This window comes from Prosthecobacter sp. (genome assembly GCF_044222345.1).
Lineage (GTDB): Bacteria > Verrucomicrobiota > Verrucomicrobiia > Verrucomicrobiales > Verrucomicrobiaceae > Prosthecobacter.
Window position 1 is genome coordinate 30,844 of the sequence record NZ_JBGANL010000020.1, and the last position, 15,787, is coordinate 46,630.

A 15,787-nucleotide genomic window follows, 5' to 3' on the forward strand; every position below is an offset into this window, starting at 1 on the left:
TGAATCTCCAAGGTCCGCCTCCCCCAGCTAAAGGATTCGTAAAAGAACTGAAACTTCTGTGTGGCCTCGTCGTTTAACCGGCCATCGGACCCGGATCTGCGGACGATTCCATCATGAAAACGCGCCTTTGCCTATCCCTTGCCTGTGCACTCTTCGTCACCGGCCTTCAGGCTGACAATGAAGTTTACCGCACCTGGACTGACGCCCAGGGACGAAAGCTGGAGGCGACCTTCCGTGGCATCGAAAACGGGAATGTCTTCCTCCAGGTTCGCAATGGGTACGTCTACCGCCTTTCGCTGGACAAGCTCTCCGCCGCCGATCAGCAGGCCGCCAAAACTCTCAAGCCTGAGGGGCTAGGGATCCCGTCTGACCCCAATCTGGCGCAGGCGGCGGCGCAGATCGACATGCTCGTGGAGGCCGGCCTGAAGAAGTCGGAGCAAAAACCCAACCCGCTGGCCTCCGATGAACAGTTCGTCCGACGCGTCTTTCTGGATCTCGCGGGACGCATCCCCACGCGGGAAGAGGCGCTGGAATTCATCAATGACACCAGCCTGTCCAAGCGAGCGAAGGTGATCGACCGGCTGCTGGAGTCCGAGGGATATCGCAGTCATTTGTTCAACTACTTTGCCGACATGCTGCGCATGGCGGACGTGGCCCAGAAGGCGCGCTTTTACACCTACCAGGACTGGTTGAAGGGGCAGATCGCCGGGAACGTTCCTTGGAACAAGATTGTTTACTCCATGATGACAGCGGATGGCAAACTGCTGGACAATGGGGCCACCGGTTACCTGCTGCGTGATGCGGGCATGCGGCTGGACAATCTGAGCCTCACGCTGAGCACCTTCATCGGCGCGAACGTGTCCTGCGCGCAGTGCCATGACCACCCCTTTGCCGACTGGACGCAGCGTCAGTTTTATGAAATGGCGGCCTTCTTTGGTGCCACGGAAACCTACGGGGCCAAAGGCAATGCGGGCGCAGGCATGCAAGGCATGCGCAAGGTGATCGCCTCTCTGGACAACAAGAAACTGCAGCAGCAGGCGAAGAACCTTCTCCGCGTCAACGCCCTGGCCGTCGAAGACTCCAGCACGAATGATCTGAAGATCCCGGATGATTACAAATACCCGGATGCCAAGCCCGGAGATCTTGTGACCCCCAAGCTGATCACCTGGAGTGACGACAAAAACAAGAAGGCCTATCAGGGCGTGCAGACCACGAAGCATGATGAGCAGCTGCGCGAACAGTTTGCCAAGTGGATGACCTCTCCGGATAATCCGCGCTTTGCCATGACGATTGCCAACCGGATGTGGAAGCACATGTTCGGCATCGGCGTGAAGGAGCCGGTCGCGGATCTGGATGACCCGAATGCGAGCGTGAATCCGGCGCTGCTGCATCACCTGGCCAATGAAATGGTGCGGCTCAAATTCGACCTCAAGCAGTTCCTGCGGGTGCTGTGCAACACCCAGACCTACCAACGCGAGGCCACGAGCCATGAGCTGGCGGACAACAGCGCCTATCTCTTTCCTGGCCCGATTCTCCGCCGCATGACCGCCGAGCAGGCCTGGGACTCCTGCGCAACGCTCGTCGTTGGTGCTGACGTGGACAAATTCAAAGGCCATCGTGGCGAAACCTACGCCAAGGCCATGAGCGTTGACCTGAGCGGCGAGGCTTCGCCAGACGTGGTCAAAGGGCAGATCGAAAACGCTATCGCGAGCATGCGGCAGTTTGGTGGTGGCGGGGGCAATCCGAAGAACAACGCGAAGAAGAGACGCATGATGAATCAAGGTGGCGAAGAAGACCTGACCCTCGCGCCGCCGGTGCGCGACGGACTGGTGCTGGCCCGCGCCTCGGAGCTGCCGCAGCCGGAGAAAGACCAGCATTTCCTGCGCATGTTTGGCCAGAGCGACCGCCAGATCGCCGACAGTGAAAGCGAGGAAGGCAGCATCCCGCAGGTGATGATGCTCATGAATGGCGAGGCCCAGCGCGTCATCGGCCAGAATGATTCGCTGGTGGTGAAAACGGCCAGCGCGCAGAAGACACCTGAGCAGCAGGTGGAAAGCCTCTACCTCAGCTTCTTCAGCCGCAAACCCCGGGCCGAGGAGCAGGCCACCGCCGTGGCCGGACTCAGCAATGGCATGACCATGCGCGATCTGACCTGGGTGCTGTTCAACACCCGGGAATTCATCTTCGTGGAATAACCCCCTTACCCTTTCGCAGCCATGAATCTTCACAACCAGCTTGATCCCCTTTCCCGCCGTGCTTTTTGCGAGCGCTGGGCGAGCGCCGCCCTGGGCGTCACTGTTCTGCACGGCTTGGGAGGCCGGTCGTTTGCGGCAGAGGCAACCGCTGCCGCAGCCCCCTCGGGCCCCGGCTTTGGCAAGGCGAAGAACGTCATCTTCCTGCAGATGGTCGGCGGCATGACGCACATCGACACCCTGGACCCCAAGGAGGGTCCGACGCAGGGACCGAAGGCGCCGATCAAGACCAAGGCGGATTTCCAACTGGGTGGAACGATGGAGAACCTGGCCAAGCAGGCGGACAAGTTCAGCATCATCCGCAGCATGACTTCCAAAACGGGAGTGCATGCCGCCGGGCAGTATGTGATCCGCACCGGCTACGAGGAGCGCGGGACGATCAAGCATCCGAACATCGGCGCATGGGCGCAGCATTTCCTGGGCTCCAGCCACAAGACGCTGCCTTCCAGCGTGTGCGTGAACCGTCAGCCGCAGAATGGCAACGGCTTCTTCCCATCCAGCTTTTCCCCGCTGCCCATCCTCGACCCGGATGTGGGGCTGCAATATGCGAAAAGCGAGGCCACGCCGGAGCAGATGACCAAACGCCTCGCGATGCTGGACCAGCTCGATGCCGGATTCCGTGACCGCTTCAAGACTTCGGAGGTGAAGAGCTACACGCAGTTCTACGACAAGACGATCAGCATCATGTCCAGCACGGACCTGGAGGCCTTTCATCTGGATGACGAGCCGGAGGCGCTGAAAGAAAAATACGGCAAGAACAAGTTTGGCCAGGGCTGCCTGCTGGCGCGGCGCCTGGTGGAAAAAGGCATCCGATACATCGAAGTGGCCAAAGGCGGCTGGGACATGCACAACAACATTGACGATGGTCTTGATGAACACGGTGCCGAGCTCGACGTGGCGCTCTCCGCGCTGCTGGAAGATCTCAAGGAGCGCGGCCTGCTGGAAAGCACGCTGGTGGTGCTTTGCTCGGAGTTTGGCCGTGGTCCCAAGATCAATGGAAACGCCGGGCGCGACCACCATCCCAAGGTTTTCTCCACGCTGCTCGCCGGTGGCGGGATCAAGGGCGGCTTCATTTACGGCTCCAGCGACAAGGAAGGCATGGCGGTGGCCGACAAGCAGACGAGCCCGCAGGATTTCCTTTCCACGATTGGCTGGAGCCTGGGGCTGCCGGTTGATGAAGTCGTGATGTCTCCGAGCAACCGGCCGTTTACGGTCGGGGACAAGGGGAAGCCGGTGATGGAGCTGTTTGCGTAGAGTCGCAGGGAGTAAGGACTGCCGAGCTTTAGCTTGCTCTGGGAGAAGCGGCGCGTTTTTCCAGAGCGAGCTAAAGCTCTCGAGTACTTTGTCTGGCCTGAATTCTCCGCAAAGCCTTCTGTATGGCTGGCGTATTCTGGAGCCGCATGCTTTCATCGTTCCCGTCTATGACCTCCCGCCGCCATTTCATTTCCGCCACTTCCGCCGCGTTTGCGGCCTCCTCGTTTCACATCTTCGGGGCAGATCCGGCGAAGAAGTACCGCACGGCGCTGATCGGCTGCGGCTGGTGGGGCATGAACATCCTCAAGGAGGCGATCGCTTCGGGTCGCGTCAAGGTCTGCGCCCTGTGCGATGTGCATGAAGATGTGGCCTCGAATTCCAGCGATGAAGTCAACGGTCTCTCAGGCGACGAGCCCAAGCTCTACAAAGATTACCGGGAGCTGCTGGACAAGGAAAAGCCGGAGATCGTGATCATCTCCACGCCGGACCACTGGCATGCGCTGCAGAGCATCGCCGCGTGCAAGGCCGGGGCGCATGTGTTTGTGGAAAAGCCGACAGGACACACCATCAATGAGAGCAAGGCGATGGTGAAGGCCGCACGTGAGGCGGGCGTGGTGGTGCAGGTGGGCCTGCATCGGCGAATCGGCCCGCATCATGTGGAGGCGATAAAGTTTCTCAAATCCGGTGCGGTGGGAAAGGTGGGCATGGTGCGCGCCTTTGCCGACAGCAAGGGCGGCCCGGAAGCGCCCAAGCCCAACAGCCAGGTGCCCGAAGGCATGGACTGGGAGATGTGGTGCGGCCCGGCCCCGCTGCGCCCTTTCAACACCAAGCTGCACCCCGGCGGCTGGCGCCACTTTCTCGACTACGCCAATGGCACCATGGGCGACTGGGGCGTGCACTGGCTGGACCAGATCATGCTCTGGAGCGGTGAAAAGGGACCGAAGAAAGTCTTCTGCACTGGCGGGCGTCCCATCGCCGGGCCTGCCGTGGTCAATGACAAGGAGCAGACCACCGATGCGCCGGATCATCAGGTGGCCACGTTTGAATTTGAGCAGTTCACCGCCGTGTGGGAGCACCGCAAGTTTGCCGACAACAACAATGAGAAGCACAAGATCGGCTGCTACTTCTATGGCGAAAAAGGCGTGCTGCACATCGGCTGGCGCGACGGCTGGACCTTCTACCCCGTGGACCCGAAGAGCCCCGAACAGCACGGCAACCACCAGCTTCAGGAGCCGCATGGCCACAACATCGCCCTGCTTTGGAACGACTTCATCGACGCCATCGAAAAGAAAAAGCAACCCGTGGCGGACATCGAGAGCGCCCACCGCTCCTCCTGTCTGCCGCTGCTGGGCATGATCAGCTACAAGGCCGGCCGAAGCATCCAGTGGGACGCGGAGAAGGAGCTGATCATCGGGGATGAGGAGGCGAGCAAGCTCATGAGCCGGGAGTACCGCCAGCCTTGGGCCTACCCGGTTTAAAAGCTGACATTCCGGCGATTGCCGCTTGATCTTGGCTTTTCCATCGGCTTTCGACATGGCTCTGTGAATCAGGCATCCTTCCTGCTTTGATTCGCAAGCTCCCCCCAGCCATGTCCGAATCTCCCCCGCAAAACCTCCGCACCCTCGGCTTTCAACTTCTCGAAGACGATCTGCGCTACCTCATGGAGGCCTTCTCCGCCGTGCTGAAGAAGCTGGGGGAACCCGAACTGGCGGTCAGCCTCCCATGGATCGGCAGCGGGGTGCCGCAGAAGACGAACCGGTCCCTCGGGCAGGCCTATTCGATCGCTTTTCAGCTGCTCAATGTGGTCGAGGAACGGGCGGCATCGCAAATTCGCCGGTTGCGTGAGAAAAAGAGCGGGCCTGAGGCCGAGAAGGGCCTGTGGGCGGATAATTTGAAGCAACTGCAAGCTCTTGGCCTGAAGGAGGCTGACATCCTCGCGGCGCTGAAGGACGTCTGCGTGGAGCCCGTGCTCACGGCGCACCCCACCGAGGCCAAGCGCGAGACCGTGCGCGAGCTGCACCGGGAGATTTACAGTCTCATGAACCGGCATGAGAACCTGGCGTACACGCCGCGTGAGCAGGCCCGGCTGCAGAGCCAGTTGCAGACCCAATTGGAGAATCTGTGGCGCACCGGGGAGATCCATGTGACGCGCCCGAGCATCGAGGCCGAGCTGCAAAACGCGCTGCATTACCTGCGTGATGTCTTTCCCGAGGCGCTGACCCGTGCGCATGTACACCTGCGCGAAGCCTGGCAGGCGGCTGGCTATGATGTGGCTGAGGTGGATACCCTGCCGCCGCTGATCCGCTTTGGCTCCTGGATCGGCGGTGACCGCGACGGGCACCCCTTCGTGACGGCTGATGTCACGCGGCATGCCTTGCAGATGATGCGCAAGAACGCGCTGCGGGTACAGCGCCGTGGGCTCGAAGCGCTCGCTTTCCACCTGCCGCTCAGCTCGCTCTTCCAGATCACGCCGCCGAAGCTTACAGAGCTGATCGCAACCCTCACTGCGCAGCTTAAAACAGAGCCGGGAGTGGATCTTGCCTACATCCTGGAGCGCAACAAGGAAGAGCCGTGGCGTGCCGCCGTTTACCTCGTGCGGGCCAAGGTCGTGCTGGCCATTGAGCATCCCGGCTCCCCCGCCGCCTACGTTCAGCCGGATGAACTGCGTGCAGACATCGAGATCCTGGCGCAAACGCTTCTGGATGTCGGCGCAAAGGCTGTGGTCGAGGAGCAGATTGTTCCTTTCCGCCGCAATCTCACGGCGTTTGGTTTCCACTCCGCCGTGCTGGATGTGCGTCAGAATTCCGCTTTTCATGAGAAGGCGCTGGATCAGCTGCTGCGTGCTGCGGGACTGCTGGACGGCGGCTCCTTCATCGCGTGGAGCATTGAGAAAAAGCGTGAACTGCTGGAGCGCGAGCTTGCCTCACCGCGCCCATTCCTCGCTCCGGGCATTTCCGCAGGGCCGGAGGCGGACACGGTGCTGGACTGCTATCGGGTGCTGGCGGACCACCGCGCCCAGTTTGGCAATGCAGGGCTCGGCTCCCTGATCATCTCGATGACCCGCAATGTCGAAGACATGCTGGTGGTGTTTCTCCTGGCCCGTGAAGCCGGGCTCATGACCTGGAGCGATGAAGGCCTCGTGTGCCCGCTGCCGGTGGTGCCGCTGTTTGAAACGATGGGCGATCTGGAATCCGGACCGGGCATCGTCGAAGCCTTCCTGTCCCACCCGATTGCGAAGCGCAGCCTGCTCGCGCAGAGCAAGGGCGGCACGCCAGTGTTTCAGATGATGGTGGGGTATTCCGACTCCAACAAGGATTGCGGCATCGTGGCCAGCCAGTGTGCGCTGCATCGTGCGCAGAGGGAGCTTTCCAGCACGATCCACCGGCATGGTGTGCGTCCGATCTTTTTCCATGGCCGCGGCGGCACCGTCGGGCGTGGCGCGGGCCCCACGCATTGGTTCATGGAGGCGCTGCCGCATGGCTCGCTGAGCGGCGGCATGCGCATGACCGAGCAGGGCGAAACCATCGCGCAAAAATACGCGCACATTGGCTCCGCCGTGTACAATGCTGAGCTGCTCATGGCCTCCGCCACGGCAGCCACGGCACGCCATCGCTGCACCGAATCCAGCGCACCGCCGGAACTGGAGCCGCTGTTTGAGAAACTGGCCGCAGACAGCCGCGATGCCTACCGCGCATTCCTACATGCGCCGGATTTCATGAAGTTCTACCGGCAGGCCACGCCGATTGATGCGCTGGAAAACTCCCGCATCGGTTCCCGACCCGCCCGCCGCACCGGGCAGGCTTCGCTGGATGATCTGCGCGCCATCCCATGGGTCTTTTCATGGACGCAGTCGCGCTTCTACCTGCCTGGCTGGTTTGGTGCTGGGAGTGCCCTGACCAAGCTCAAGTCCGAAGATCCGAAGAGCTACGCTACACTGGCTGCATCCCTTCCCGGCTCTGCTTTCCTGCGCTACGTGCTGACCAACATCGAGAGCTCGCTGGTCAGCGCCAACACCGACCTCATGCGCGCCTACGCCGCGCTGGTGGAGGACAGCGCCGTGCGTGACCGATTTCTCGGCACGATCCTCAGCGAATACGAAACCACGCGCGCCATCATCGACGATCTTTTCCAAGGCACCTTTGAAGGACGCCGCCCGCGCCTCGCCTACACGCTGAACATCCGTGAAGAACCGCTCAAGGTGCTGCACCATCAGCAGATCGCCCTGCTGCGCGAATGGCGCGGGCTTGTGGCTGCGGAAAAGACGGAGGCCGCAGATGCGATGGTCACGGATCTGCTGATTTCGATCAATGCGATCGCGTCGGGATTGAGGACGACGGGCTAGGACAGGACCGGCTTCGCGGGCTGCGCACGGAGGTCATTTGGAGCTGGTTGCGCCCTTTGGCGTGACCAGTTCCGGGATGTCCAGTGCGTGGAGTTCCCGCCCGAATTGATCGTTGACGGAGGTGACAAGAATCATCCCATTGAGCACGGCGACGATGTCGGTCCCCCTTTCGAGCGATGCCAGCTTGCGGCTCCCGTCTTCTGTTCCGTCAGTGAGCCAAGCGTCCGCACCCGAGTCTGCGTTCTTGCGTTGAAACAACACACGACCATCGGCCATGGGGTGCAATTTGAAAATTTCAACATCCTCATTTCCAAGCACAATGTCGATTACGAGGTGGGTACCCTTCTTGGTGCCGTCTGAGCACCAAAGCTCAACACCATGCTGGCCGTCATCCATGGTAAAAAAGAGCCGGTCCCCGGCGACCACCGGGCGGGGATGAATATCTCCTGAAAATGAGAAGGAGGCTTCTTTATATGGATCACTATCAACAATGGTCTTGGATCCTGCGGGCGTGCCATCACTGCACCATAAGCCGCAGCGCCGGGTGCGATCATAGGCGAGCACCATGCCGACATCACCCACACGACCAAACCAGAGTTGAGATGCAGGATTACCAGGCCACCATGATGCAACTTTAGCGACGGATTTTCCATCGGTATGCCATAACTCCAATGGCGGTTTCAGTTGCCCATTGGGGAGCATCAGTACGCCATTGGGCAGAGAGACGAATTGATTGAGGCCATCATCATTTTTAAAGGCGGGCAGCCCCGACAGCGGCAGGTTTTTCAATCCGGAGCGTGTGCCATCGATGCTCCATAAGGCCTTGCCATCAAGGTCCAGCTTCAGCAACGCTCCGTGAAGCATTGCTCCATCAGTGTAGTCTTCCCAACCTTCGAACGGCACGGCAATGGTCTCCGTCTTGAGTGTGTGGAGATTGAGCGCCACCAATCCATGTCCTTCGTAGTCGCCATGAAGCGAGAGCACCAGACGATCTCCGATCAGAACCGGCTTGTACTCATCACACACATCTTTGCCATCTTCGGAAATGGGCTGTGTGCCGGTCTCCGTGCCATCAGTCACCCAGATCCGACCACCCTTCCCAAGAGCGGCGTTGGGTCCTTGGAAGTACAGACGGTTTTCGAAGACGAAGGGATTGTCAAAAATGGAACTGCGTTCCTGCCATGGAAGATCCTTGATGCGACGCGTACCAGCCGTGGTGCCGTCCGAGCAGTACAAAGACGTTCGTGACTGACCACGCTCGTCGGAGCCAGCCACAAACCAAACAAGATCTTTCCAGATAAAAAAACTCCTCGCACCGGAACCGCCGCCACCGGGATTCAAATCTGCGACCAAGCGCAGCGGAGTGTATTCCGCAGCCATGACTGTCATGGCCAGAATAACGCCACTGCAAAGTAGAAGGCGAAACATAATGCCCAAGATAACGAAAGTGACAGGACTCCGTCAATATTTCAGTCGTCGTCATATTCTCCAACTGGGGCGGCTCATCGTTACATGCCGAAGCGCCGTGAGGCTGCGTGTTCGCAATGCATTGCAAACCGGGACTTGGCAAGTCCCGCTCCTTGAAAGGGATGGCTCACAGGTGCTTCCATGAGGAGCCGACGATCCTTTTTCCCAGCAGGGAGGAATAGGCGAGCGCAAACGGAAGCAGCAGCCAGCCCAGCCACCAGAACTCCACATCGCGGTGGATCAGGCCGAGCAGCAGAGAGCAGATGACCGGGGCCAGCAGGCCCGCCCAGTAGGGGGGCTGCACAAAGAAGACCTCCGCCTGGGCCACCACATGATGCCACCAACCGGGCGGCACCGTCCCGCCGACCGGACGCAGAATGAGCAGGCTGCTGCCTTCTTCCGTCCCCTCTCCGGCTTGGGCCACACGGCACTGGTAGGAGGCATGCGCGCTCAGCGCCGTGGACACCAGCGCCAGGGCAGCCAGCGCAAGGCTGGCGGAGAGCTTCACATTCACCATGGGGATGGTGATCTGCTCGTTTTCATAGGCATAGCGGCAGGCGGCGTAGAGGCTGTCCACCGAATCCGTGGCCTGGGTCCATGCCTGGGCTTTGAGGCGGATGCGGTTTTCAATGTCCGTGGCGCTGAAAGGCTCGTCATGGTGGTCTGCCACCGCACGCACGGCCATGAGCTCCCATGAGGTTTTGCCAGATGCCGGGTGCCTGCTTTTCTCCGCGTTGGTCAGCTTGATGGCGTAGGGAGTCCTGCGGTGCAGATCTGAATTTTCGCCAACGAGGATGGTGATTTCATACAGAGGAACGACACTGCCTGCAGGAGGCGGAGCGAGCTCTTTGAACGAATGATGACTGGCGCGAAACCTGAGCCACCCACCGCTGGGAAGCGCCAGACGATGCACCGGCGGATCATAATCCGCCTTCGTCTTCGACAGAAACACCGCCAGGGAGTCCACCTCCAGCGCCGTGGTGCCCATGGTAAATCCGCGCTCCATGTCCGCCGCCAGCTTGTCGGAAACCGATTCGTCGAACTCGCTGTCGTCATGCCGCACATCGCCCGTCGTGGCGGTCAGCAGCCGATGCGTCACATACAGCTTTTCCAGCTCCACCATGTCGTTTGTCTGCAGATGACGGCTGCTGGAAAAGGAGACGCAGAGCACCACAATGAGAGCCTGGGTGAGGAGATTGCTGCGGATGCTTTCTGCGAGATCGTGTTGCATATCAAAGTCATCAGACTAGGAGCCAAATGTAAAAATGGCAAGCGGCGGGATTCATCACACGCCGCCCCGGTACTCACCCGGCGCCACGCCGACCCAGCGCCTGAAGACACGGGAGAAGATGGCTGCATTGGCGTAGCCGACATTTGAGGCCACGACTTCCAGCTTGTCGTTTCCGGCTTCCAGAAAGCGGCGTGCCTGCTCCATGCGCAGGCAGGTGAGGTGCTGCATGGGGCTGCGGCCGAGTTCCTTCATGCAGAGGCGGCGCAGGTGCTCGGGGCTGCAATGGCTGCGGTGCGCCAGCTCGGCGAGCGTCCAGTCGCGCCTGAGGTCTTTTTCCACATCCGCCCACAGTTTGGCCACGCGGGGCTCACGGCTGCGCCAGGGCTGCGCGATGCGACGGATGGTGCCATGCAGCAGCTCCAGCCAGTGATGCATGAGACGAGGCTCGCGCTCCCCTTCCCATTCGGCACGTATGCCATGGATAATGCGTGCAATTTCATCCGCATGGGCCGTCGGCATGACGGGTGAAGCTGCGCCGACCACGGGAGTGACAAAGCTCGGCTCATCATAGCGAATCCAGGCGAAACACCAACGTTCGCGGCCTTTCGCCTCAAAGGCATTCAGCACGCGTGGCGGAGCCAGGCAGACCATGCCGGGCTTCACGCGCTGCCAGCGGCCATCGAGCAGGATGGAGCCTTCGCCACTTACACAGGCGAGAACAAAACTGCCCGTGGGACTCATGCGTACTCTGCGGTATGGCGGCAGCGCCTCATCCATGCCAAAGCGTGCGATGCGGTGCGTGGTCATCTCCACGCACTCGCGGGACTCCACCACCCAGCGCCGTGTGCGCGGGCCGTCGAGGGTGGTTTCGGTGAGGTCGGGGGGCATGGGGGGAATTACGGCGTGCCAAACAGGGTTGGCAAGGAGCGGCACTTGCCAAGTGCCGAGGTTTGGGTGTCTGGTACCATCTTTCCAAGCCGGGACTTGGCAAGTCCCGCTCCTTGAGGAGTCAGGTGCATTTCAGGCATGACACCGTGCATGCGATCCTGCTAGCCTGCGTTTAACCAACCCGTTATTCGAACTTATGAAGCACTTCCTCTCTTTGCTCTTTCTCACCACCGCGCTGCACGCCGAACCGGTTTCCCTGTTTGATGGCAAGACGCTCGACGGCTGGGACTATGATCCGAAGATCTGGCGGGTGGAGGATGGCGTGATCACAGGCGGCTCCACCACGGAGAAGGTCAAGGAGAACTATTTCATCTGCACGAAGAAGAGCTACCAGAACTTTGAGCTGAAGCTCAAGATCAAGGTCACTGGCGATCCGAAGACCGGCCTGCTGAACAGCGGCATCCAGATTCGCAGCCTGCGGGTGCCGGGTGGTGCGCACATGACGGGGTATCAGGTCGATTGCGGTGCAGGCTGGTTTGGCAAAATTTATGATGAGTTCCGCCGCAACAAGGTCATCTGGTCGCCCACGCCGGAACAGCAGGCCGCGCTGGACAAGGCCGTGGATGTCTTCGGCTGGAATGAGTATCGCATCCGCGCCGAAGGGCCGCGCATCCAGACCTGGATCAACGGTGTGCAGTGCATGGACTACACCGAGGCGGACAAGAACGTCGCGCTGGACGGACTCCTCGGCCCGCAGGTGCATAGCGGCGGCGTGTGCCTCGTGCAGGTGAAGGATGTGACGATTGAAGAACTCCCAGCCACCCCCGGCGCGCCCACGTGGGAATCGCTCGGCGGCATTGATGCCGCGCGCAAACTTGTGGCCCCGCCGCCGAAGCCGCAGGCTGATGCCGCAAAGCCGAAGCGGGACATCAGCTACAATAACGTGCAGGGCACTGCTCTCACGGCACAGGAGGAGTTGAAGAAGTTTCATGTCGCTGATGGTTATGAAATCGAGCTTGTTGTTCAGGAGAGCGACGGCATCGGCAAATTCGTCAGCGTCTATTTTGATCAGCGAGGGCGAATGTGGACGCAGACGGCGCTGGAGTATCCGGTGGATGCGAATGAAAACCCTGCCGCCGCCGAGGCAGTGTATGCGGCGCGGGGCAAGGACAAGGTGCTGGTCTATCCGCGGGAGTCGGTGAATGGGCCGATTCCCGCGGGTGGACTCACCAACCCCACCGTCTATGCCGACGGACTCGCCATCCCGCTGGGCATCCTGCCCTGGGGCAATGGCGACACCTGCTATGCGCTTCACGGACACGACCTGCTGCTGCTCAAGGACACCAATGGCGATGGCAAATCCGACCAGCGCGAGGTGATTCTCACCGGCTTCGGCGTGCAGGACTCGCACCTGTTTCCGCATCAGTTCACCCGTGCGCCCGGCGGCTGGATCTGGATGGCGCAGGGGTTGTTTAACAACAGCAAGGTACACAAGCCCGGCAGTGATGTGGTGGTGGATTACCCGAAATGCGGCATGGCCCGCATGCGCCCGGATGGCAGCGAGTTTGAGATGACGAGCATGGGCCCGAACAACATCTGGGGGCTTGTTTTGACAGGCGAAGGCGAGGCCTTCATCCAGGAGGCGAATGACTACGGCTACCCCGTGATGCCTTTCCACGAGTACGCCTACTACCCCGGCGGCATGGAGGCGCTGAAGAAGAGCTATCAGCCCGACTTCCCACCGACTGCTGAGTTTCGCATGGGCGGCACGGGATTGAGCGGTCTGGCGCTGATTGAAGGGCCTGCAATGCCGGTGTTGGCCGACTCTCCAGAACCGGCTAAAGCCGGTGCGACAATACCCAAACCGGCGCATGTGATGGCGGTGGCCAATCCGATCATCTCGAAGATCCAAACCATCGGCATGCATCGAGATGGTGACTATTGGAAGCTGGAGCAACTCGCTGATCTCCTCACTTGCGACGACCCTTTCTTCCGTCCGGTGGGTCTGACCAATGGGCCCGATGGCTGCATCTATATTGTCGATTGGTACAACAAGATCATCTCACACAATGAAGTGCCACGTGCGCATCCAGACCGGGACAAGACACGGGGAAGAATCTGGCGGATCAAGCCGAAGGGGGCGAAAGCGGAAGTGGCTGATTTTACCAAGCTCAGCAGCGATGAACTCCATGCGGCACTCAAAGAGGGACCCGTCGGCAAAACTCAAATGGCGTGGCAGACTCTTGGCGAAAGAAAGGAGCTTGCCGCGAGCCACTGGGCTGCGTCTGAGTATGCTTATCCCCATAAGAGCAATCAAATCCGATCGCTTGGCCGGAATCTGTCGGATCAAAACATCGGTGAACTGCTCTCCTTTGCAAAACCGTCTCTCCCCGGTCCGCTCGCACAATCCTCCCGCAGTCCCAAGCAGATCCCCGTTCGAGAGGCTTATGATCGTGAGTTTGAGCGCTTTCTTGTGCGCATGTTCCTGGAACGGCACCCTGATGTGGTGGCAAAGTTCCTCGACTCTGATGCGGCTGCCAAGCTGCCCGTGGAGGCGCGGGTGCTGGCCTCGCTCGCGCTGGAGCCAAAAAGCAGCGCCTCGCGTGTGGCCAAGCTGCTGCCGCAACTGGATCGTGCGCTGAACGATGAAGAGCTTCTGCGTCTGGCGCAGTTCCCCGAGGAGCCCGGAGTGGGAGATGCTCTGAAGGTGCTGCTCACGAATGAAAAGTCCCGCACGGCCGTGGCGGAAAAGCTGCTGGCCCAGCGCACGAAGCTGGATGCCGCCAAGATCGCGCCTCTGCTCACGGAAGCAGCCAAGGAGATGCTTCTTCGTGATGCGGGCAAGAGTGCCCGCATCACCTTGGCCCTCCAACTGATCGGCGGCTTTCAGCTCAGCCTGCTCGAAAACGACCTCGTGGCACTTCTGGAACGGCAGCGCAGCGCCGCCATTCTCAACACCTTGCGAGATCTCCGCAGCGGTGCAGCCGAGCTTTTCGTCTCCATCGCCAAATCCGACTCCGATCCCCTCACCCGCGAGGCCGCACTCGGAGCTCTCGCCGCCTCACGCGCACCTGATGCCGCAGCCAGGCTCCTGACGCTTTATCCCAATCTCCCGCCTGCACAACGCCGTGCGGCGCTGAACACCCTCGCCAGCACCAAGGCGGGAGCACGGACCATCGTCGCCGCCATGCTCGACAAAACTCTGCCGCAGGCGGATCTTGACGGCCCCACGGTGGAACGTCTTGCCACGGTGCTGGGCAATGACCCCGCACTCGAAAAACTCCAGCAGCAGCTCGGCGGCATCTTCCGTGAAGTGTTGTTGCTCGATGGCGAAGACACGGCAGTGGTCGATTCGAAGATCACGCTCGATGGCCCCTTCACCGTCGAAGCCTGGGTGCGTCTTGCCGAGGGCATTAGCAATGCTGACAGCCTTCTCGCCACCATGGGTGGCGTGGACATGAACTTCTTCGCCTCCAAATTTCGTGTCTATGCCGGCAGCGAATTGAAGGATGTCTGCGTGGCGACGAAGCCCATGACCCCCGATCTGTGGACGCATCTCGCCGTCACACGTGATGACAAGGGCATCCTCCGCATCTACCAAAACGGCGAACTGGACGCCACGGGCACGAAGCCCGCGCCCGCGAAGTGGGAGAACTGCAAAATCGGCTGGAGCGGGCCCAAGCAGGGCACGGAGGGTGTCATCACCGAATTTCGCGTCTGGAAAACAACTCGCAGCGCTCAGGAGATCCGAGCGAACTTTGACCGCAGCCTCTCCAATCCCCCCTCCATCATCACAGGGACCTCCAAATTCGGCAAAGGCGCACGTCTTGCCAAAACCATCGACACGCCGCCGCTGCTCACCGAAGAGCAGGCGAAGGCGCTGGATGCCAAGTTCGCGCGCTTCACCGCACTGGCCCCGAAGGGTAACGCTGCGAATGGCAAGGCCCTCAGCGCCCTCTGCATGGCCTGTCATCAGATTGGCAATGCGGGCGGGCAGATTGGTCCGAATCTCAGCGGCGCTGGCGCGATGGGACTGGAGGCGGTGTTGCGTAATATTTTGACCCCGAATGCCGCCATGGAGCCGGGCTACCGGATCTACCGCGTGGAGATGAAAAACGGAGATCTGATTGATGCATTCTTTGTCAGTGAGGACAAGGATGCCACCATCATCCGCATGCCCGGCCTGCCCGACCGTCGTCTCGATAAAAAGAACATCCGTAGCACCAAATTCATTCGACGCAGTCTCATGCCAGAGGGCTTGCTCGATGCGCTGCAGGAGCAGCAGGTGGCGGATCTGCTGGCGTATTTGATGACGCTGAAGGGGTAAGCGCGAGATGCCCCCTTTGCCAAGGA

Annotated in this window: 8 protein-coding genes; 5 read left to right on the forward strand and 3 right to left on the reverse strand. The window is 60.5% G+C overall.

Features of this window, described 5'->3' with window-relative positions:
• Positions 1 to 113: 113 nt before the first annotated feature.
• From ACILSL_RS12660 to ACILSL_RS12675, 4 genes are all read left to right on the forward strand, one after another.
• A complete protein-coding gene (locus ACILSL_RS12660; protein ID WP_395732402.1) occupies positions 114 to 2,195 on the forward strand; it encodes a DUF1549 domain-containing protein in 2,082 nt (693 codons plus the stop codon).
• A 21-nt stretch (positions 2,196 to 2,216) separates the two neighbouring features.
• Entirely contained in the window at positions 2,217 to 3,506 is a 1,290-nt protein-coding gene (locus tag ACILSL_RS12665) for a DUF1501 domain-containing protein (protein WP_395732403.1), read from the forward strand.
• 167 nt (positions 3,507 to 3,673) lie between these two features.
• Positions 3,674 to 4,984 carry a Gfo/Idh/MocA family protein gene (locus ACILSL_RS12670; RefSeq protein WP_395732404.1) on the forward strand — a complete coding sequence of 437 codons (1,311 nt, stop codon included), beginning with the start codon at positions 3,674 to 3,676 and terminating at the stop codon, positions 4,982 to 4,984.
• A gap of 110 nt (positions 4,985 to 5,094) precedes the next feature.
• Complete coding sequence (locus ACILSL_RS12675) at positions 5,095 to 7,848, forward strand: phosphoenolpyruvate carboxylase (RefSeq protein WP_395732405.1); 2,754 nt, start codon at positions 5,095 to 5,097, stop codon at positions 7,846 to 7,848.
• Between the two features lie 33 nt (positions 7,849 to 7,881).
• Here ACILSL_RS12675 and ACILSL_RS12680 read toward each other — a convergent pair whose 3' ends face one another.
• From ACILSL_RS12680 to ACILSL_RS12690, 3 genes are all read right to left on the reverse strand, one after another.
• Positions 7,882 to 9,228, reverse strand: a complete 1,347-nt coding sequence (locus tag ACILSL_RS12680) for a hypothetical protein (protein WP_395732406.1) — start codon at positions 9,226 to 9,228, stop codon at positions 7,882 to 7,884.
• Positions 9,229 to 9,442: 214 nt separating this feature from the next.
• Positions 9,443 to 10,546, reverse strand: a complete 1,104-nt coding sequence (locus ACILSL_RS12685) for a hypothetical protein (RefSeq protein ID WP_395732407.1) — start codon at positions 10,544 to 10,546, stop codon at positions 9,443 to 9,445.
• A 54-nt stretch (positions 10,547 to 10,600) separates the two neighbouring features.
• Positions 10,601 to 11,434: an AraC family transcriptional regulator gene (locus ACILSL_RS12690; protein WP_395732408.1), complete on the reverse strand. Its 834-nt coding sequence runs from the start codon at positions 11,432 to 11,434 to the stop codon at positions 10,601 to 10,603.
• A 196-nt stretch (positions 11,435 to 11,630) separates the two neighbouring features.
• On the opposite strand from ACILSL_RS12690, the gene ACILSL_RS12695 reads away from it, so the two are divergent.
• Complete coding sequence (locus tag ACILSL_RS12695; protein ID WP_395732409.1) at positions 11,631 to 15,761, forward strand: family 16 glycoside hydrolase; 4,131 nt, start codon at positions 11,631 to 11,633, stop codon at positions 15,759 to 15,761.
• Positions 15,762 to 15,787: the final 26 nt, after the last annotated feature.

Excerpts from the sequence above, each read along its gene's own strand:
- ACILSL_RS12690 (WP_395732408.1), bottom strand. The coding sequence starts at position 11,434 with ATGCCCCCCGACCTCACCGAAACCACCCTCGACGGCCCGCGCACACGG.
- ACILSL_RS12675 (WP_395732405.1), top strand. The coding sequence starts at position 5,095 with ATGTCCGAATCTCCCCCGCAAAACCTCCGCACCCTCGGCTTTCAACTT.
- ACILSL_RS12665 (WP_395732403.1), top strand. The coding sequence starts at position 2,217 with ATGAATCTTCACAACCAGCTTGATCCCCTTTCCCGCCGTGCTTTTTGC.
- ACILSL_RS12660 (WP_395732402.1), top strand. The coding sequence starts at position 114 with ATGAAAACGCGCCTTTGCCTATCCCTTGCCTGTGCACTCTTCGTCACC.
- ACILSL_RS12695 (WP_395732409.1), top strand. The coding sequence starts at position 11,631 with ATGAAGCACTTCCTCTCTTTGCTCTTTCTCACCACCGCGCTGCACGCC.
- ACILSL_RS12685 (WP_395732407.1), bottom strand. The coding sequence starts at position 10,546 with ATGCAACACGATCTCGCAGAAAGCATCCGCAGCAATCTCCTCACCCAG.
- ACILSL_RS12670 (WP_395732404.1), top strand. The coding sequence starts at position 3,674 with ATGACCTCCCGCCGCCATTTCATTTCCGCCACTTCCGCCGCGTTTGCG.
- ACILSL_RS12680 (WP_395732406.1), bottom strand. The coding sequence starts at position 9,228 with ATGGCTGCGGAATACACTCCGCTGCGCTTGGTCGCAGATTTGAATCCC.